This is a genomic window from Pseudomonas sp. Irchel s3h14, assembly GCF_900187425.1.
Lineage (GTDB): Bacteria > Pseudomonadota > Gammaproteobacteria > Pseudomonadales > Pseudomonadaceae > Aquipseudomonas.
This window is the reverse complement of sequence record NZ_FYDJ01000009.1, coordinates 102989-122738: the sequence shown is the minus strand read 5'-3', so window position 1 is coordinate 122738 and position 19750 is coordinate 102989. Positions and strand designations below refer to the sequence as shown.

Sequence of the window (19750 nt, the reverse complement as noted above, 5' to 3'; positions counted from 1 at the left end):
CTGTCGAGCAGCGCGAGGCTGCGTTCGGCTCGGGCCGCGTTCGGACGAAGCCGTCGTAAACCCTGCATCCGAGTTTGTCCTGACACACCGAGGTGTTTGATTTCACGACGGCTTCGCCGCCGAACGCGGCCTCGCAGGCTCGACAGCTGCTACAAAGCCCTCACGGCAAACCCACAAAAATCTGCAGATCAAGAATCAGCTAACCTCTATGAAACCATTGGCGACGGCGATGCTCGAAACAAACGGGCACGCACCGTCCTCATGCCGTTGCGATCCCTTAAGCCAGTCATCTACAGGGATACAGAGTCAGTCGATGCAGTTTCTAGACGATAGCCATGGGTGTGCAGGCTGGAACGGTGAAATGGCCGGGCGCATTCGCGCGTTCGACTGGAGCCTGACTGAGCTTGGGAACATGGACACCTGGCCCAGAAGCCTGTGCAGCGCGGTGCAGTTGATGCTCGCGTCCCCACTGCCGATGGTGATGCTGTGGGGCCGCCCCGGTTACATGATCTATAACGACGCGTACTCGAAATTTGCCGGTGGCCGCCATCCTTACCTGTTGGGTTCCCCGGTGGAACTGGGCTGGCCGGAAGTCGCCGAGTTCAATCGGCATGTGGTCGACACCTGCCTGGCTGGCGGCACCTTGTCCTATCGCAACAAAGTCCTGGAGTTGCTGCGCGACGGGGTTCCCGAAGATGTCTGGCTGGACCTCTATTACAGCCCGGTGGCGGATGATGACGGGAAACCGGCCGGAGTCATGGCGATGGTGGTCGAGACCACCGAGCACGTGATTTCCGAGCGACGCCGTCAAGCCGCCGAGGATGCCTATCACGCCGACAACGAACGGGTGCGCCTGGCACTCAATGCCGGGGCTTTGCTCGGCTCGTTCGTCTGGGACATCAAGGACAACGTGCTCTCCGGCGATGAGCGTTTCGCCCGCACCTTTTCCTACCCGCCGGAGCAAAACCTGGCCAACTTGCCAATGGACGTCGCCGAAGCACGGATCCATCCCGATGACCGCAGCTGGGTGCAGGAGCAGATCGATCAATCAGTGGAAACCGGCGAACCGTTTAACGCCGAGTATCGGGTCCTGCGCCCGGATGGCAGTTATCTGTGGGTGCTGGCGAGTGGCGGCTGCGAGTTCAATGAGCAGGGCGAACCGTTCCGTTTTCCCGGGGTGTTGATCGATATCCACGAACGCAAGACTGCCGAAGAATCCTTGCTCAAGTTCACCCGCAACCTGGAGCAACGCGTTGCCGACGAAGTCGAAGCGCGGCTGGCCGCTGAAGAACAACTGCGTCAATCGCAGAAACTCGAAGCCATCGGCGGCCTCACCGGCGGCGTGGCCCATGACTTCAATAATCTGTTGCAGGTGATCGCCGGCAACCTGCACTTGCTGGCGCGGCATGAACCGGACAACGCCAACGTGCAGCGCCGGGTCAGCGCTTCGATTGCCGCAGTCGAGCGCGGCGCCAAACTGTCTTCGCAATTACTCGCGTTCGCCCGTCGTCAACCCTTGTCGCCAGCGGTCTGCGATCTGCGGCAGGTCTTCGATGGGCTCGGGGAATTGTTGCAGCGGGCGCTGGGGGAAACCATTCAGATCAATGTCCGCGCGGTCGAAGCCCTTTGGCACATCTACGTGGACCACAATCAACTGGAAAATGCCATCCTCAATCTGGCGATCAATGCCCGGGACGCCATGAACGGCGAGGGCACCATTGACCTGAGCGCCGAGAACATTGCCCTTGATAGCAAATTTTGCGCAGGCAAGGGCATCGTCGCCGGCGACTATGTCTGTGTAGCAGTGGCTGACAAGGGGGTTGGCATGTCGCCGCAAGTACTCGCACAGGCTTTCGAACCGTTTTTCACCACCAAAGCCGATGGCCAGGGCACGGGGCTGGGCCTGAGCATGGTGTTCGGTTTCGTCAAGCAAAGTGGCGGGCATATCGAGATTTCCAGCGTGGTCGGGCAGGGCACTCGGGTGCAGCTGTATTTCCCTCGCAGCCTGCGGCCGATGCTTAACGAAACAACACGTCATTACCCGCAACAGCGAGGCGGACACGAAACCATTCTGGTGGTCGAGGACAACGAGGCGGTGCGCAGCTCGGCGGTGGAATTACTGAACGAAGAGGGTTATCAAGTGCTGACGGCGGCCAACGGTGATGTCGCGATGCAGATGTTGCTGGATGGCGCCGTGGTCGACCTGATTTTCACCGACGTGGTCATGCCCGGCCTGATCAAAAGCTCGGACCTGGCGGCCTGGGCCAAGGTGCAGACGCCGCCGGTGGCCGTGCTGTTCACCTCGGGCCACACCCGTGACATTATTTCGCGCAATCACCAACTCAGCCCGGATACTTATTTGCTGAGCAAACCTTATGGTCCCGAGGCGCTCACACAGATGGTTCGCACCGTCCTTAACGGCTGACCCGATCCACCCTGGGAACGATCACCCTGTAGGAGCCGAGCTTGCTCGCGATGGCGGTGTGTCAGACAGACCGCCATCGCGAGCAAGCTCGGCTCTTACAGGTGAACCGCATTTCTTTGAACCTTCCAATCAAGGCTGCTCATGACTTCCAACCCTCCCTCCGGCATGGTCAGGGTGCGCGGCGCCCGGGAACACAATCTCAAAAACGTCGATGTCGACATCCCCCGGGATGCCCTGGTGGTATTCACTGGCGTGTCCGGTTCGGGGAAGTCGTCGCTGGCGTTCTCGACCCTCTACGCCGAAGCGCAACGCCGCTATTTCGAATCCGTGGCGCCTTATGCCCGGCGCCTGATCGATCAGGTCGGTGTGCCGGACGTCGACTCCATCGAAGGCTTGCCGCCGGCGGTGGCGCTCCAGCAACAACGAGGGACGCCGAGCACGCGCTCTTCGGTGGGCAGCGTGACGACGTTGTCGAGCCTGATCCGCATGCTGTACTCCCGGGCCGGCAGTTATCCGCCGGGGCAGCCGATGCTCTATGCCGAAGATTTTTCGCCCAACACGCCCCAGGGCGCGTGCCCCGACTGTCATGGGTTGGGGCGGGTGTATGAAGTCACCGAAGCGTTGATGGTCCCGGACCCGAGCCTGACCATTCGCCAGCGCGCGGTCGCTTCCTGGCCCACCGCCTGGCAGGGACAAAACCTGCGCGACATCCTGGTGACGATGGGTTACGACGTCGACAAACCCTGGCGCGATCTACCGAAAAAGCTACGCGACTGGATTCTCTTCACCGAAGAAACCCCCACGGTGCCGGTGTACGCCGGGCTCACCCCCGAAGAAACCAGAGTCGCGCTCAAACGCAACATGGAGCCGAGTTACCAGGGCACGTTCACCGGCGCCCGGCGCTACATCCTGCACACCTTCAGCCATTCCCAAAGCGCGTTGATGAAGAAGAGAGTCTCGCAATTCATGCTCGGCAGCCCGTGCCCGTTGTGCGATGGCAAACGGCTCAAGCGCGAGGCGTTGTCGGTGACCTTTGCCGGTTACGACATTGGCGAGTTGTCGCAGATGCCGTTGCTGCAAGTGGCCGAAGTCTTGAAGCCAGTGGCCGCTCACAGCTACCTCGAACAGACCGAGGCGGCGGGCGAAGTATTGACACACGACCAGACCCGCGAGGCCCGCGAGCAACGAGTGGCCCACGGCGCCAGTGGTCACGCCAACGCGCCGGATGTCCGCCACACACCGAACCTGTCAGTGGAGAAACGCCTGGCCGCGCAGCGGATCGCTCAGGATTTATTGGAACGGGTCAGCACGTTGACCGATCTGGGGCTCGGTTACCTGGCACTGGAACGCAGCACGCCGACGCTGTCGTCCGGCGAGTTGCAGCGTCTGCGCCTGGCGACGCAATTGGGTTCGGAGTTGTTCGGCGTGATTTACGTGCTGGATGAACCGTCGGCCGGTCTGCACCCGGCGGATGGCGAAGCGCTGTTCGAAGCCCTGCAACGCTTGAAAGCCGCGGGCAACACCTTGTTCGTGGTCGAGCATGACCTGGAAACCATGCGCCGCGCCGACTGGCTGATCGACGTGGGCCCGGCGGCCGGCGAGCATGGCGGTCAAGTCCTGTACAGCGGGCCGCCGCCAGGGTTGGCGCAGGTGACAAACTCGCAGACGCGCGCTTACCTGTTCGCCGAACAGGTCACTCAGCCCCAAGCCAGCCGTAAGGCGAACGATTGGCTACGGCTGGAAGGCATCACCCGCAATAACCTGAACAACCTCAGCGTCGAGTTTCCGCTGGGCTGTTTTACCGCGGTGACGGGCGTCTCCGGTTCCGGTAAATCAAGCCTGGTCAGTCAGGCGTTGCTGGAACTGGTGGGCGCGCATCTCGGGCGCGCGGCAAGTGACAGCGAGACGCAAGAGTTGAGCCTTGAGGACGACGCACCGCAAATGAGCGGCGGTCAAGTCACGGCGGGGCTGGAATCGATCAAGCGCCTGGTGCAAGTCGATCAGAAACCTATCGGCCGCACGCCGCGTTCGAACCTGGCGACCTACACAGGGCTGTTCGACAACGTGCGCAAACTGTATGCCGCCACACCCGAGGCGCAGGCCGAGGGTTACGACGCGGGCCAGTTTTCCTTCAACGTTGCCAAGGGGCGATGCTCGACCTGCGAAGGTGAAGGCTTTGTCAGCGTCGAGTTGCTGTTCATGCCCAGCGTCTATGCACCGTGCTCGACCTGCCACGGCGCGCGCTACAACCCCGAGACGCTGGCAATCATCTGGCAAGGCTTGAACATCGCCCAGGTGTTGCAGCTGACGGTGGACGAGGCGGTCACGGTGTTTACCGAGCAACCGGGTATTCGCCGCTCGCTGGAGGTGCTGCGCGATATCGGCCTGGGTTACTTGCGCCTCGGTCAACCGGCGACCGAGCTGTCGGGCGGTGAAGCCCAGCGGATCAAACTGGCCACCGAGCTGCAACGCAACCAGCGCGGGGCAACTTTGTATGTGCTCGACGAGCCCACCACCGGTTTGCACCCAAGGGATGTCGATCGCCTGCTCGAACAGTTGAATACCCTGGTGACGGCGGGACATACGGTGATCGTCGTCGAACATGAAATGCGCGTGGTGGCGCAGAGTGACTGGGTGATCGACATCGGCCCGGGGGCGGGGGATCAGGGCGGGAAGATAGTCGTCAGTGGTACGCCGCAGAAAGTGGCCAACAGCAAAAAGAGCCGGACGGCACCGTTTTTGGCCAGAACCCTCGGGTAAATTCGGCCTTGCGATGGAACCCTGTCCCCGGGGGGCATTGAAAACGGCCGCATCAAACGGTGCGGCCTTTTTGTGGGAGGGTTATTTGCTCGGATGAGCAGCCTGGAGTTTTTTTGCCATTTCCAGGTGCTTCTCCAGCGCCGGCAGCATTTTTTGCGCGAAACCTTTCAAGTCCGTGGCGCCTTTGGTTCTGTCGTCCGTCACCGTGTTGGCTTCTTTCTTGAACAGTTCGATGGTGTCTTCGTGAGCCTTCACCTGATTGTTGGCATAGGCCGCATCGAAGGATTCATCGCGCAAGTCGAGGATTTTCTCTTTCGCCTGTTTGACCAGCGTCGTGCTGTCCGGCATCTCGATGTCATTCTTTTTCGCCAGCGCCGCCAGTTCATCGTTAGCCTTGGCGTGATCGGTGATCATCATGTTGGCGAATGCCTTGATGTCCGCCGATGAGCTTTTTTCCAGGGCCAGTCGGCTCGTTTCGACCTCCGCGATACCGCCCGCGGCCGCGCTGTCGACGAAGTCATTGGAAGTGGCAGCGAAAGCCGTGCCCATGCAGGTGCTCAAGGCAACGGCCAGCGTGAGGTGGCGCAGGGTAAATCCGTCCATTGGTTATTCTCCACACAGGTTTTCATGGGCGATCGATTGATCGTTAGTCTGTGGAGGCCGACGAGTGGACAAAGGTTTTATTGCGTTTGCGGTATGGCGACGAACGGGCACCGCTGGTCTGATAGGCGGTCGACAGAACCGGCTAACCGAGGCCATTCTGATAGTTGGTGAACGCAATTGATCGCGTTTGCCTCCGATCAACAAACGGAGGTGTTCCATGCCGGTGCCACACGACCTTTATCAGGATCTCAAGCTTTCAAAGGAAGATATCCAGCAAAAACGCACCAAGGATCCGTTACTGGATTCACTGATCAACAAGTATTCGCAGGCGGATGCCGAGGTCGTAAAGGCTGAATCCGCAAAATCGGATGCGCCCAGTGATGACGCATTGAAGAAACTCAAGGCGAAGCGCGTGGAGGTTAAGCAAAAGATCGTTGATCGACTCCAGACGCCGTCCTGACGCGCCCTGTCTGGTCACCGGCGACCGGTGACTGAAGAATTGGAACGGCGATAAATACCGGCACCTCGAATGTTCAGAGTCCGACTTTACGGCTCCATGCGAGGTGCCCCATGACCCAACCCCTGAGTCCAGGACGCACCACCATCAATCCCTTGTAGGTTATTTGGTGTCTATTGCAGCGCGGTACTCAACGGCAATCGCGCCATGTGTCTGGCCTTCAACGACCCGAAATACAACCAATCCCCATACTCGCGAACGGTCGTGATCGGCGAGTAGTTGTCGCGGCTACCGTCCTGCAAGTTGGCGATGACTTTACCGTCCAGATCCAGGCCTAGCGCAAAAGCACGCTTCTCCACCGGTTTAGGCAGGACAGTCATCGCTCGCACGATCATCTTGCGCACGAATGGATGCGGCGCGGTGGCATCGAGCAATGCGTTGCGCGGTGCATAGAGCGCCACCCAGAAGCGGTCGCGACCATTGAATGCGAGGTTGTCCGGCAACCCTGGCAAGTTGTCGATGAATAGATCGTGGGTGCCCGCTTTGGGGCCGCTCAGCCAGTAACGACTGATGCGATAGGCGCCCGTTTCGTTGACCAACACAAAGGCATCGTCCGGTCCCAGGGTCACGCCGTTGGCGAATTCCAGTTTGTCCAACAGGACCGCGGTCTTTCCGGTCTGGAAGTCATAACGCAGCAAGCGGCCATCGCCGCCGTGCTCGATGATCGCTTCGCCGTCACTGCCGTAGCCAAAGCGGCTGGAGGCATCACTGAAATAGGCGTAGTGCCCGGATTTGTCGATCGCCACGTCGTCGGTGAAGCCGAAGGGCACGCCGTTGGCCGCCGTGGTCAATGCAATCAATCGGCCCTGGGCATCCAGTGACAGCAAGCCCTTGACCCCGTCGGCAATCACCAGCAGACCGTTGGGATGACGGGCCAGGCCCAAAGGTCTGCCGCCCGTATCGGCCAGGACTTTGGTGACCTTGCCGTCGAGGCTGGTACGGATCAATCGGCCGTCATGCAAACCGGTGATGAGAGCGTCTTCCTCCAGCAGCAACGCTTCCGGCCCGTCGATATCCGCGGCGCCGACGCGCTCCACGCCTTTGAGGCGCTGATTGTCGGCGTAGATGCCGCTGGTGAGGGAGGGCGCCGGTGGCGGTGTCCAGGCCACCGGTTGAACTTTGGTCGGCATCAGCAGCAGAAAGGCGCCGATGGCGACGATTATCAGCAACAACAGATGGCGAAACTTGACGGTTCGACTCATGCGCTGACTCCTGCCGGGGCCAATTGTTTTTGCGCCATCTCGCGCAATGCCAACATCGAAGCTGCCGACTCACGATCGATGCGACGCTTGAGCAGCAGGCGATTGGCAATGCGCATCGCCAGGCCGCTGAACTGATACTCCAGGGTGCGCACAAAGTGTGTGCCATCGCCCCGGGCCTCGCACTCGTAAGTCACCACTAAAGACAACCCGTGATCGTCATGGGCCCAGGCACTCCAGCGGCGTCCTGGCAGGTATTCGTTAACTTCCCAGTGCAAGTGTCCTTCACGCCCGCCCGCCTTGATGTCTTCCTCGAACCGCCCCCCGGCATGCAGCGGACCACTCTGGCCATCAACCTTGAGGGACGAGGGATGCCACTCCGGCCAATGGGTCACGGTGCTGGCATAGGCGAGCACGTCAATCGGGTCTCCAGCAATGTCGATCTGATGCTGCATGCGGGTCATGGTCGTTCTCGTCGGGTGCAGGTCAGTCGGCTCCGGTTCCCAATAGAGGGTGCCGAACAGGTAGTCCATCAGCGGAAAAACGATATTGAAATTGCGTTCCTGCATCAGCTCACGACGGTGATGCAGTTCATGCAGGCGGCGCATCTGGCGGATCCACGGCAACCGTGTGACGGGGTTCTCCGGTGGCAGGTGCTCACAGGCATGGAACACTTCATAGGTCAGGTAGCCGAGGACCAGGCAGCCACCGAACAACCCGGCGACGTTGGCATCGAACTGCACAAGCAGCCACCAGACGGGCAGGGTGATGACGACCGTGTGCAACACGATCAACCAGGCTGGAAACAGAATCACCCGCCAGTCTCGGGCACTGTTGTAGGTCATGTGGCCGGGGGCGAAAAAGCTGTGATGATCGCCGGCATGGCGTGCGTAGAACATTCGCGCGAAGTTTTTTTTATGATGCCCCAGGTGTCGATGGACCATGTACACGCCGAAGTTGAAGAACAACAACGTCAACGGTATCGCCAGCCATTCCAGTGGCTGAACCTGGTGCACGGTGCTCCAGAATCCGCCGATGGCCAGCACCCCGAACAACAGCACAAAAGTGCCGTGCAGCCATGGGTTGTAGAGCGGATGAATGTCGGCACGGTAGCGGGCGCGGAATGCTTCGGTGGTCTGCCTCACTGCAATCACCTGTAGTTATTGTTATCTCCAGCAGATTAGACGATCCCGGCGTTTTGGCTGGCCCAACCTTGAGGACGCAACCGCCATGCTTCGGTGCAAACCGGATTCAGGTCAGCGGGTTCCAGCGTTGCGACCAGTCATCGTCGGATTTGATCACTTCGCGCAGCAGGTCGAAGGCTCGTTGCAAGGTCGCGGAGTCGCGGTCGCGGGAGTAAACCAGATAAGTCGGGTAGCTGAATTCCGGGGCTTTGGGCACTTGCTCCAGCACACCGCTTTCCAGATAACTCTGGACCACCCGGGTGCGGAAGTAGCCGCTGCCGCCGTTTTCCAGAATGTATTGCAAGCCCAGTGGGCCGAGGTTGAAGCTCAATGCGGCTTTGGCTTTTTCCGGCAGGGCCGCGTCGTGCTGGCGGCGGAAGTCCGGGCCCCAGTCGATGTACACGTAGGGATCGGGTCTTGCGGCCAGGCGGATGAGGACCAGTTTTTCTTCCAGCACCTGCTCGACTTGCAGGCGCGGCCAATACTCGGGCTGGTAAACCAACGCCGCATCCAAAACCCCCAGTTCCAGTTGGCGCAGCAGGTTTTCACCGTCACGGATTTCCATGCGCAGGGCGTGGCTGGGGATCTTCTCGCGCAGCGCGCCGGCCCAGCTGAGCATCAGCGGGTTGCACAGACTGACCTCGCCACCGATGTGCAACACGTCGCGGTAACCCTCGGGCAACGGCAAGTCCCGTCGCGCCGCTTCCCAGGTTTCGACCAGTTGATTGGCGTAGACCACGAAGGCTTCACCGTTAGGCGTCAGGCGCGCACCGGCGCGGTTGCGCACGAACAACGTACTGCCTAGCTGGCTTTCGAGTTTCTGTACCCGCGCTGTGATAGCGGTCTGGGTGACGTGGAGTTTTTCAGCCGCTGCGGCAAGGCTGCCGTGGCGGACGATTTCCAGAAAGGTGCGGGCGAGATCGATGTCCATGGGGCGGCCGGTGTCGGAGGTGCAGGCATTGTAAGAGCAGGGGCTGGCAACGGATACCTCGCAGGGCGGTCTTCGAGTTTGAAATGACGTCATTGATTTATAAGAAACAGGGTGTTTCTGAAAGTGATTCTGTCAAGTTGGACATAGGGGTATTCGTTGATAGGTCGATGAAGTTTCGCTGGGCGCGATACTTAATGATGTGTGTTAGGTAGTCCATTACTGCTTGCTCTGTAGGGGGTTTTTCCGGAGTCGCGGTTGATATTTTTCTGAAATGTTTTGCAAGATCTTCTTGGTTGTCCGATGTAACAAAATGGATTTAGCTTGAGTTGTCTTTTGAGCGGCTTCGACGATTGTCAATAACTTTTACTGTGTCGAAGACCAGGTTATTTAAAGGACTTATTTCAACTGAAAAGGAATTTCAGAAAGTGTCGAATAAATATGCCTATACGAAACAAGATGTAGAAAAAGTTTTCCATGAAATGGAAGAACAGTTGTTCGCGTCCAGAACATCAGGTGCAGTCGACGAATCCGTGCCAAAGATGCTGGTGGTCGTTGGTGTGGAGGGGGCGGGTAAAACACATTTGCTCAATGAGCTGCTCAAAACTTCCCGTTATTCAAATTACGTCCCGCTGTACGAGCCTGAATATCGCACCCGTCATCCGCACTACGACGAGATCGAGAAGCATGGCGTGGTGTATGCCTACAAGCAGACCGAAGCGTTTGTCAGGGATCTGGGGGCGATGATCTTTGAGAAATCCCTTGAAGACAAGTACAGCATTATCATGGAGGCTGGCCTTGAAACCCGTGAGTTTGCAGGTTTTCAAACGGGTGAACATGCTTGTCTCTATGAATATGAGGTTCATGTCATCGCGAGCAAAAAAGATTTTGCGCACGTGTCGACCATCGTGCGGGCACTGGACAGCGTGAAAGGGAACAAGCTGGAACGCTTCGTTTCGCATCGGGACATAGACGCGGGCATGGCGAATGCCAAAGCGGTGTTGACTGCCTTCGAAGAAGCCTGTTCCAAAGTCCAAGGTTCGGAAATTACGTTGTATGAACGTAACTTTAGTACAGATAAAAAAAGCAGGATGATTTGCCACAGTCAGTGCGTAAAAGTCGGGGAGTTGACGCCGCAGCCGATAAACAGCGGGGGTGTTTCGGTGTCGGTGGACATGAATCAGGTGCGTATTGAATACAAGTCCGGTGCTGTTCTGTTCGGGGTGTACAAGGCATTTTCCGATGTTGCCGATGGAGCGATCTTTCACCGTTATGGTCGTGAAAAGATGGTGCTTGAATGTCACGCTGCTCTGGCGGGTACTCTTCAGCTGGATCGGAAGGATGCGGGGTTGGCAGTGAATAACCTTTATTCTTATATTCTTAAATACGCCATTCGCTAATGCACGGGAGTACCGTCGTATAAAAATAAACGGTTCGTTTTGAGTGCCGTACTTATTGAAGATTGAACGTTCGAACGTGATTGCCGGAACTGCAAATGAGTTCCGGCTTTTTTATACGTCTTTTCTAAAAGGCGAAACACGAACAGCCAAACGCCCCCCAAAAACCTTGAAAGTCACTGACCGGCGCGGAGGACAGTCTCGCTCTCTCGTGACTGTGCGCATGCACCGCGCAAGCCCCGACGCATTGATGAACCTGCGCCGTCAGCGGCGCCAGGGGTTTCCAATGGCCCGGTACTTTGGCAACGGGCGACCACTCAGGCACCACCGGGACGGGAGGCGGCCCGAGTTTTTCAAACTCGACGCTGCCATAGACGATCTTGCCGTCGACGATGGTCAGTACCGATTCGATCCATTTGACGGCTTCATCCTCGATGTGGAAATAGTCCGCCGACAGCGCAATCAGATCCGCCAGTTGCCCGACCTTGATCTGGCCTTTTTTGCCTTGCTCGGAGGAAAACCAGGCGCTGCCGTGGGTGAAGAGTTCCAGCGCGGTATCGCGGCTCAAGCCTTGCGGGTACAGCGCCAGACCACCGACGGTGCGACCGCTGATCAGCCAGTACAGCGAAGTCCAGGGGTTGTAGCTGGACACGCGCGTGGCATCGGTGCCGGCGCCGACCGGAATGCCTTCGGCCAGCATACGAGCAATGGGCGGCGTGGCTTCGGCAGCCTTGGCACCGTAACGGTCGACGAAGTATTCGCCCTGGAATGCCATGCGGTCCTGGATCGCGATGCCGCCGCCGAGGGCTTTGACCCGTTCGATGTTCTGCGGGGTGATGGTTTCCGCGTGGTCGAAGAACCACGGCAAACCGTCGAACGGAATGTCGCGATTAACCTTCTCGAACACGTCGAGCATGCGGCTGATGGATTCGTTGTACGTGGCGTGCAAACGGAACGGCCAGCGCTGTTCCACCAGATGACGGACCACCGGTTCCAGTTCCTGCTCCATGGTTTGCGGCAGGTCGGGGCGGGGCTCGAGGAAGTCTTCGAAGTCGGCCGCCGAGAACACCAGCATTTCCCCGGCACCGTTGTGCCGTAGAAAGTCATCGCCCTGACCGTAGTGGGAGGTGCTGGTCCAGTTCTTGAAGTCGGTCAGTTCTTCCTTGGGTTTCTGCGTGAACAGGTTGTAGGCAATGCGCACCGTGAGTTGTTGGTCTTTGGCCAGTTGCTGGATGACTTGATAGTCGTCCGGATAATTCTGATAACCGCCGCCGGCATCAATGGCGCTGGTGACACCCAGGCGATTGAGTTCACGCATGAATTGGCGGGTCGAGTTGACCTGATATTCCAGTGGCAGTTTCGGCCCTTTGGCCAGGGTCGAGTAGAGAATCATCGCGTTGGGGCGGGCGATCAGCATGCCCGTCGGGTCGCCATTGGCATCGCGCTGGATTTCGCCACCCGGCGGGTTCGGCGTGTCACGGGTATAGCCGACCACCTTCAACGCGGCGCGGTTGAGCAGTGCACGGTCGTAGAGGTGCAGGACGAACACCGGGGTATCCGGCGCGGCCTTGTTCAGTTCATCAATCGTCGGCAGGCGTTTTTCGGCGAACTGGAATTCGTTCCAGCCACCGACCACTCGCACCCATTGCGGCGTGGGTGTGCGGTCTGCCTGATCCTTGAGCATGCGCAGCGCGTCGACCAGTGACGGGACGCCTTCCCAGCGCAGTTCGAGGTTGTAGTTGAGGCCACCACGGATCAGGTGCAGGTGCGAGTCGTTGAGGCCGGGAATCACGGTGCGACCGTGCAGGTCGATAATTTGGCTGCCGGGGCCTTGCAGGGCCATGGCCTGGGCATCGCTGCCGACCACCACGAAGCGTCCGTCCTTGATCGCGACGGCGCTGGCCTGAGGTTTTTTGCGATCGACGGTGTGCAGGCGTCCGTTGTACAGGATGAGGTCGGCGGGGGCGTCGGGCATGGTTTTACTCCCTGCGATTAGCGGGCTGATCCAGGCACCGACGGCGCCTGCCGAAAGGCCTTGCAGTACACGTCGGCGGTTAAATCCGTCGTGGTGGTCAGGTGGGCTCATGGGCAGTGCTCCGCGCAATGGCTCTTGATAAAAAAAGCGAGGGCAAACAGCCGATGTCTGACGCATGCGGCCAGAAGGAATATAGACGGCAAATCCACAGGTAGCCGTTTTCCAATGGCGAAAAACGACGAATCCCGCCACGAGGGGCGGGATTCGTTTGCAGCCAGGCGTGCTCCCGAAGGTCGGGAGCGGCGCGCTTAGGCCGGGAACAGCTCGGACAGTTTCATGGCCAGCATCATGTCGCCTTCAGCGCGCAGTTTGCCGCCCATGAAAGCTTGCATGCCGTCGGTTTCGCCGCTGACGATGCCTTCCAGGGTTTCGCCGTCCATGACCAGAGTCACCTGGGCGTCCGGGTTTTCGCCTTCCTGGAGCTCGCAAGTGCTGTCCTTGACGATCAGCGAGAAGTTCTTGGTGTCGTCGATGCGGAAACCGAATACCAGGTCCAGACCGGCAGCAGCGGCTGGGTTGAACTTGGCTTTCATTGCTTGTACGGCATCAGCTACGGAGGTCATGGTTCGATCCTTTCTTGGGTAATTAGAGCTGGGTGAATACAGCCAGGGTCACAATAGTCCGGACTCAGCGAAACGTGATGAGTTCCGGGGTCTTCAACAGTTGCAGGTGCGCATGACTGTTGAAAGAAGACAGAGCCACCTCGCGACCGCGAAACTTCAGCAGGTTGAGCGAGGTGTTGACGATTTGCCAGTTCAGTTCAAACGCCTGCCTGGCAGGCATTTGCGTAATGAGGTGGAGCAGGGCCGTGATAGTGCCGCCGGAGGTGAACACGGCGATTTTCTGGGTGTTGTCGGCGCTTTCGAGGATTCGCTGCAGACCGGCTTGCACCCGTTCGACAAACCCCAGCCAGCTTTCCAGGCCCGGTGTGTCATAGGTGCCGGCGAGCCAGCGTTCGATGATCAGGGCGAAGATTCGCTGGAACTCGCCGCGGTTTTGCGCGGCATTGCGCAGGATGTGCAGCGCTTCGGGCTCGTCCGGTAACATCGCTGGCAGCAGCGCGCGGATCACCGCGTCGGCGTCGAACTCATTGAAAGCGGAATCGATTTCCACGACGGGAACCGGCAGGCCTGCCGCAGCGAACTGTTCCAGTGCGCTGTTGGCCGTGTGCTGCTGGCGGCGCAGGTCGCCCGAGAGGCAGCGATCGAAGCTGATACCCAGCTCGGCGAGGTGCTGACCAAGGACTTCTGCCTGGCGAATACCGGTCGGCGACAGAACGTCATAGTCGTCTGCACCAAAGGAGGCCTGGCCATGTCGAATCAAATAGATACTGCCCACGTCCGCGTCATCCCGGTACGTTGAAGGTTCGGCGAGGTTATGAGGATGACGGTGAGCTGTCAATGAAAAAACATACGCTTGTTTGAAATGCCCGTTACAGGCGTGTTGCCAGAGGTTTCACGGCTGGCCGCCGAGCCGGTGCATGGGTATGCTGGAGGTATCCCGCGCGCGTTTTTGCAGCGCATCTTATTAAAGGAGTCCCTGTGGAGTTTTTTGCCGAGTATGCAGTTTTTCTGGCTAAGACCGTGACACTGGTGATCGCCATTCTGGTGGTCCTGGCCAGTTTCGCGGCGTTGCGCAGCAAAGGTCGACGCAAGTCGGTCGGCCAGTTGCAAGTCAGCAAACTCAATGATTTCTACAAAGGGCTGCGCGAACGCCTGGAGCAAACCTTGCTCGACAAGGACCAGCTCAAGGCCTTGCGCAAGGTCGAGGCTAAATCCGAGAAAAAGCAAAAGAAAAAACCTGAGGCAGCCAAGCCACGGGTGTTCGTGCTCGATTTCGATGGCGACATCAGGGCCTCGGCGACTGAAAGCCTGCGCCATGAAATCACCGCGCTGCTGACCCTCGCCACGCCCAAGGATGAAGTGGTGCTGCGTCTGGAAAGCGGCGGTGGTATGGTTCACAGCTACGGCCTGGCGTCCTCGCAACTGGCGCGTATCCGTGATGCCGGTGTGCCGTTGACCGTGTGCATCGACAAGGTCGCGGCCAGCGGCGGCTACATGATGGCGTGCATCGGCGAGAAGATTATCAGCGCGCCGTTCGCGATCCTCGGCTCGATCGGCGTCGTGGCCCAGTTGCCTAACGTCAACCGTCTGCTGAAAAAACACGACATCGACTTCGAAGTGCTGACCGCGGGCGAGTACAAGCGCACCCTGACGGTGTTTGGCGAAAACACCGAGAAGGGCCGCGAGAAGTTCCAGGAAGACCTGGACATCACTCACCAGTTGTTCAAGAACTTCGTTTCCCGTTATCGCCCGCAACTGGCCATCGACGAAGTGGCCACCGGTGAAATCTGGCTCGGTGTCGCGGCGCTGGACAAGCAACTGGTGGACGAACTCAAGACCAGCGATGAATACCTCTCCGAGCGTGCGAAGAAGTCCGAGCTGTACCACTTGCACTACGCCGAACGTAAAAGTCTGCAGGAGCGCATTGGCATGGCGGCCAGCGGTTCGGTCGATCGTGTGTTGCTGAGCTGGTGGAGCCGGTTGACCCAGCAACGCTTCTGGTGACGTTCGACGCCTGATCGTCATGACCAACAAAGAACCGTGGACCGTTCCACGGTTTTTTTTGCTCTGCAGAACGCTCGCTTTCTGTCCACCGGCAGCGAACTTTCCCTACGTTGCTGTCGATCACTCCGATATTGCCGAGTGGCCGGCTTGAGTAGGGTGATGGTCCTGAATTGATTGCAAAGGAATGCATCATGAATACGGATTCTCACGACCAGGTTGCGCCCCCGCACCCGGCCTCACCGCTACGAATGCGCGACGAGCTGAAGGCCGCGGTGGACGCCGCGCTTCCGCAAACTCCGGGCCAGTTTGGCGAACAGCTGATCAAGGAAAAGTGGGGAGCGGACATCGATCCGCAGACTGCCTTGCTGGTGACCCTTGATTACGACTACAGGGGCCACCCCGCGCAAAACGGCATTCATCAAGGACAAGTGGGAAGTTCGCGTTCGCTGCTGCAAACGCTGCTTTCCAATTACCAGACCGTTGGCGACGGGCGCTTCGGTGAAACCGCGTTCGGTTTGTATACGCCACCCGATGTCGGCCCAGCTGTTCGCCTTGTCGAGAACGTAGACGAGTTCGCTGAAAACGGCAGCGGCAATCACCGTACGTACGAAGGCATTTATCGCCGCAGAACACCGCAAGCCTATGGGCCCGAGACCCAGCTCAAGCTGCGACCCGCCGATTTCAAGAAATGGGTCTGGAAACTGGATCTGAAGTATTTGTACGAAAACTATCTGGATAAAGCCTGGCCGTCGGACGAGGTGCTGATTGCATCCAGACCGTACGCATTGCGAACGTCGGTCAAGGCTGCTTTTGTCATGTCGGTGTGGCTGCAGCACCATGAAAACTGCCTGTCCACAAAAGGCCTGGAACTGGCCATGCGGGCGGCGAGACTACCGGTCGATCAGACATGGGAAGCGCTGACGATCGACCAACTGCAAGCGCCGACGCACTTGCCTGCCAGCGTCGAAGCAGGCCGTTTGAAGCTCTACCGCTACACGGCGAGGGATATCTGGTGCTACCGGGACCGGTCCAGCGACCGCGTGCTGCTGTACATCCCCGGCAATTCCTCACCACTGCATGAATTCGCCAACAGAGCAGCGCTGCGCCAATGGCTGGTTGAACAGGGCAAGGCTGCCGTAACGAAGCAGGCACTGGCCGCGCACTTCGCCGATGAAGATCGCGAGGACGGGACGTTCCATGCTGGCGTGCTCTCCGCGTTTGATGGCATGGCGGTTTTCCCGCGACAGCATCACTTGACCAAGGAGTCGGGCTTCTTCAACGACGACGGTTATTGGGATCCGGCGGACTACATTGGCGTCGACCTGGCTTCCTCGAGCACCGATCCGTTTGCGCAACTGGTACTGACCATGAAGCAGGCGGCCATCGCCAGTAATCAGACCATTCGCGATGATGCTGACGTCAACCGTGCCAATTTGAGTGCCTTCGTCGAGCCAATTGTCCAGTGGGTCAACCAGTTTGGTCCACTGGCGTTGTTTTTGCCCGGAGGTGAGGGGTTGCTGGTACTTGCTGGTCTGATCGACGCCGGGTATGGCATCGATCAGGCCGTTAACGGTGAGAGCGCCAGCCAGCGCTCACAGGGAGTGGCTCGCACTGTGTTCGGTTTGCTCAACGCGCTGCCATTGGCAAACGGCGTCGGTTCGCTTGGCAAGGACGGGGAGGAGTTGGTCGCGCTGACCAAGGTAGAACGCGATAGCGACGGTTCAAGCGGGCCGATCAAGCAGCCAGTGCCTTCCCAGGCTACTTCACTACCGCAATTGCCACTGCCAACGCGGGTGGAGCTTTTGCGTGGAGTAGGGGCACCGGCGGGTACCTTTACGGATGAAGCGCTGGCACAGATCGGCAAGGTCAGTGCAGTCGATGATGACATGCTGCGGCTGATGCAGTCGGGACGCGCACCGACGCCGTTGCTGGGCGACACCGTCGATCGCTTCAGAATCGATCAGGAAGTCACGGCGCTGGGCGATCCGTCCACCGCACAGGCTGAATTCAACCGTCGATACCAGGCGCTCCAGCAATCGGAACACGAATGGGTCAAGCTGTTTCAACGCACATACCCTGATTTGCCCAAGGCTGCCGTGGAGCAAATGCTGGATCGCTATGGTGTCGACTTCACCGCGTCACCCGACCCTGTACTGGCCAGGGAGCTGTTCAAGCAACTGGACAGCAAGGCTCGTCAATACCAGCAGCATGTACGCCTCAATCGCGCTTATGAAGGTCTCTATCTTCGGTCGGTAACCAGTGCCGAATCGGACACACTGGCCTTGCACTCTCTCCGGAACTTGCCCGGATGGCCCAGGAGTCTTCGAATCGAAGTGCTCGACGGTTCGCTCGGGGGGCGGGTGCTGGATGGCACCGGGCCAATCGATTCACCCGCTACGCTGCGCCTGATCAAGGTGCAGGAGCGCTATCAGCCCTACAGCCTGACTGACCCAACGGCCGCGACGACTGACTTTTATGAGGCGCTCGCCAGTGTCCTGTCCAGGGAAGAACGTTCGGCCCTGCAAGTGCTGTCCGCGGATCACGGCGCTGAGCTGAAGCTCAAAATCAGCGATCACGTGCTGTCTCGTTCCGAGCTGGCGACCGGGTTGGGCAGAATGAAGTCGGGGCTTGCCTTTGAACCGCGGGGGCTCAAGGGCGGCGGTTTTCCGGGTACGCCTCAAGACGAAGCGCTGACACAGGCAATAAAAAGGGTGCAACTCAGGGAGGTCTACCCCGAGCTCACTGATGTTGACGCCGATGTGGAGTTGGCACGAGTGGGCAATAGTTATGTAGCCCACATTGATCAGTTGAAAATCCAGCTTCAGCAGTTGATCAGTGATATGAACAACTGGGTTGATCGGGTGGCGCTAGACATCAACGATATGAGTGTGCCACTCCTGAACCCTGGTCATCACCAAGCCGCCGGTATGAATGCCGCGCAATTGGCAGCACACAACGCTGGGCTGGTCCAAGAGGTGATGGCGTTTGAGGTGGAGAGTCGGATGGAGCTGGCTGGCGAACTCGTTTCCATCTGGCGCAAGCGTTCCCCGCAGCCACATAGCCGTTACTCCGGCAACCATGTCACGGGTTTTACAATAGACCTGGATCATGAAAATTTTCATCGATTGCCCGCGTTAAGCGTTCGACTCAACGATGTAGTCGGTTTGAACATGCACAATTTTCAAATGAGCGTGATTTCCAGCCTGGATGAATTTCTTGAGGCATTCCCCAACGTGGAGACGCTGGATCTTTCAGACGTTGACTTGCGGTTTGACCTTGCGAATGGTCAACAGGACAGCGAATTACCCGTCATGATTCCCGAGTTGAAGCGTCTCACTTCATTGAGTTTACGCAGCACGCATCTGAAATTGAGCGAGCTCAATGCCGGGAAATTGAGTGAGTTGACCCATCTTCAAACCCTCGACATGAGCGATAACCCATTAGGCGATCCTCCCTTGGTGATGGGCATGAACCAGTTGCGGCATTTGAATCTGGAAAATACAGGGATCACAAGATGTCCGGTCGGAATCATGGAGTACCCGTATTTGACGATGCTGAACTTGAGGGACAACCAGATCAGTCGAGTGCCGCAGGTTGTACTGAATCAGGCAATCGCCCGAGATCGAGTGCTGCTGTGGGGCAACCCGATCACCGACGAGGACACCCTGCAGCGATTAGTCACGCATCGGGAACAAACGGGCATCAACCTGTGGTTGAGCGCGCCGGGCAATAACTATTCGAATCCGGCAGCCTGGTTGAACGGCCTTGACGCTGCGCATGAGAATGCCCGGTTACAGATATGGCAACGACTGTCGCTCAGGCAACGCGGCGGACGGTTTTTAGGGGCCCTGAATAAATTGACGCTGACCGCAGACTTCCAGGTCAATTATCTGAACCTTCAGGCGCGGGTATGGCGACTGCTCACTGAAGCGGACGCTTCGGATGAACTGTGGGGGCGATTGTCCCAGGATGTGCGGTTGCCAGCAGGAGCGTTCGACAACCCGTTTGCGGTGTTCACGGTGATGGAAGACCGGGCGCGGCTCTACAACGACTGGGTGGCATTGGGGCGGCCGTTTCCGGCAGGAGGAGAGGCTTCATAACAGCCCATGAGCCTTGAACCCCGCGAAGGGGTTCA

At 58.6% G+C, this 19750-nt stretch carries 13 protein-coding genes; 6 read left to right on the top strand and 7 right to left on the bottom strand.

All coding sequences use genetic code 11. The features are described 5' to 3' along the window. Window positions 1-313 precede the first annotated feature (313 nt). Window positions 314-2425, top strand: coding sequence for a PAS domain-containing sensor histidine kinase (locus CKW16_RS18635; protein ID WP_095129634.1), 2112 nt, complete (start codon window positions 314-316; stop codon window positions 2423-2425). Window positions 2426-2566: 141 nt separating this feature from the next. Next, complete coding sequence (gene uvrA / locus CKW16_RS18630) at window positions 2567-5185, top strand: excinuclease ABC subunit UvrA (protein WP_095129633.1); 2619 nt, start codon at window positions 2567-2569, stop codon at window positions 5183-5185. 81 nt (window positions 5186-5266) lie between these two features. Here uvrA and CKW16_RS18625 read toward each other — a convergent pair whose 3' ends face one another. After that, on the bottom strand, window positions 5267-5788 hold the full coding sequence (locus CKW16_RS18625) for a DUF4142 domain-containing protein (RefSeq protein WP_095129632.1): 522 nt from the start codon (window positions 5786-5788) through the stop codon (window positions 5267-5269). 217 nt (window positions 5789-6005) lie between these two features. On the opposite strand from CKW16_RS18625, the gene CKW16_RS18620 reads away from it, so the two are divergent. Next, window positions 6006-6248, top strand: a complete 243-nt coding sequence (locus CKW16_RS18620) for a DUF465 domain-containing protein (protein WP_046048501.1) — start codon at window positions 6006-6008, stop codon at window positions 6246-6248. Window positions 6249-6418: 170 nt separating this feature from the next. Here the strand turns inward: CKW16_RS18620 and CKW16_RS18615 are convergent, their stop codons facing one another. The 3 genes from CKW16_RS18615 to CKW16_RS18605 form a co-directional block, all read right to left on the bottom strand. After that, window positions 6419-7507 carry an SMP-30/gluconolactonase/LRE family protein gene (locus CKW16_RS18615; protein ID WP_095129631.1) on the bottom strand — a complete coding sequence of 363 codons (1089 nt, stop codon included), beginning with the start codon at window positions 7505-7507 and terminating at the stop codon, window positions 6419-6421. Continuing rightward, window positions 7504-8649, bottom strand: a complete 1146-nt coding sequence (locus tag CKW16_RS18610; RefSeq protein ID WP_095129767.1) for an SRPBCC family protein — start codon at window positions 8647-8649, stop codon at window positions 7504-7506. The genes CKW16_RS18615 and CKW16_RS18610 overlap by 4 nt, the downstream gene beginning before the upstream one ends. 106 nt (window positions 8650-8755) lie before the next feature. After that, window positions 8756-9619 carry a LysR family transcriptional regulator gene (locus CKW16_RS18605; protein ID WP_033061633.1) on the bottom strand — a complete coding sequence of 288 codons (864 nt, stop codon included), beginning with the start codon at window positions 9617-9619 and terminating at the stop codon, window positions 8756-8758. A gap of 425 nt (window positions 9620-10044) precedes the next feature. On the opposite strand from CKW16_RS18605, the gene CKW16_RS18600 reads away from it, so the two are divergent. After that, window positions 10045-11016 (top strand): zeta toxin family protein, encoded by a 972-nt coding sequence (locus CKW16_RS18600; protein WP_095129630.1) that lies wholly within the window; start codon window positions 10045-10047, stop codon window positions 11014-11016. A 124-nt stretch (window positions 11017-11140) separates the two neighbouring features. On the opposite strand, the gene CKW16_RS18595 is transcribed toward CKW16_RS18600, so the two are convergent. The 3 genes from CKW16_RS18595 to CKW16_RS18585 all read right to left on the bottom strand — a co-directional run bounded on the left by CKW16_RS18595 (window position 11141) and on the right by CKW16_RS18585 (window position 14386). Beyond that, window positions 11141-12988: an amidohydrolase gene (locus tag CKW16_RS18595; protein WP_095129629.1), complete on the bottom strand. Its 1848-nt coding sequence runs from the start codon at window positions 12986-12988 to the stop codon at window positions 11141-11143. Window positions 12989-13296: 308 nt separating this feature from the next. Then, complete coding sequence (locus tag CKW16_RS18590; RefSeq protein ID WP_008154977.1) at window positions 13297-13611, bottom strand: SCP2 sterol-binding domain-containing protein; 315 nt, start codon at window positions 13609-13611, stop codon at window positions 13297-13299. A gap of 64 nt (window positions 13612-13675) precedes the next feature. Continuing rightward, window positions 13676-14386, bottom strand: a complete 711-nt coding sequence (locus tag CKW16_RS18585; RefSeq protein ID WP_095129628.1) for a histidine phosphatase family protein — start codon at window positions 14384-14386, stop codon at window positions 13676-13678. Window positions 14387-14589: 203 nt separating this feature from the next. Between CKW16_RS18585 and sohB the strand changes: the two genes are divergently transcribed. Together sohB and CKW16_RS18575 are read left to right on the top strand one after the other, a co-directional pair. Continuing rightward, window positions 14590-15615 (top strand): protease SohB, encoded by a 1026-nt coding sequence (gene sohB / locus CKW16_RS18580; protein WP_095129627.1) that lies wholly within the window; start codon window positions 14590-14592, stop codon window positions 15613-15615. Between the two features lie 191 nt (window positions 15616-15806). Continuing rightward, the gene (locus CKW16_RS18575) at window positions 15807-19715 is read left to right on the top strand and encodes a dermonecrotic toxin domain-containing protein (protein WP_095129626.1); all 3909 of its coding nucleotides are present in this window, start codon (window positions 15807-15809) and stop codon (window positions 19713-19715) included. Window positions 19716-19750: the final 35 nt, after the last annotated feature.

Excerpts from the sequence above, each read along its gene's own strand:
- CKW16_RS18635 (WP_095129634.1), top strand. The coding sequence starts at position 314 with ATGCAGTTTCTAGACGATAGCCATGGGTGTGCAGGCTGGAACGGTGAA.
- uvrA (WP_095129633.1), top strand. The coding sequence starts at position 2,567 with ATGACTTCCAACCCTCCCTCCGGCATGGTCAGGGTGCGCGGCGCCCGG.
- CKW16_RS18625 (WP_095129632.1), bottom strand. The coding sequence starts at position 5,788 with ATGGACGGATTTACCCTGCGCCACCTCACGCTGGCCGTTGCCTTGAGC.
- CKW16_RS18620 (WP_046048501.1), top strand. The coding sequence starts at position 6,006 with ATGCCGGTGCCACACGACCTTTATCAGGATCTCAAGCTTTCAAAGGAA.
- CKW16_RS18615 (WP_095129631.1), bottom strand. The coding sequence starts at position 7,507 with ATGAGTCGAACCGTCAAGTTTCGCCATCTGTTGTTGCTGATAATCGTC.
- CKW16_RS18605 (WP_033061633.1), bottom strand. The coding sequence starts at position 9,619 with ATGGACATCGATCTCGCCCGCACCTTTCTGGAAATCGTCCGCCACGGC.
- CKW16_RS18595 (WP_095129629.1), bottom strand. The coding sequence starts at position 12,988 with ATGCCCGACGCCCCCGCCGACCTCATCCTGTACAACGGACGCCTGCAC.
- CKW16_RS18590 (WP_008154977.1), bottom strand. The coding sequence starts at position 13,611 with ATGACCTCCGTAGCTGATGCCGTACAAGCAATGAAAGCCAAGTTCAAC.
- CKW16_RS18575 (WP_095129626.1), top strand. The coding sequence starts at position 15,807 with ATGAATACGGATTCTCACGACCAGGTTGCGCCCCCGCACCCGGCCTCA.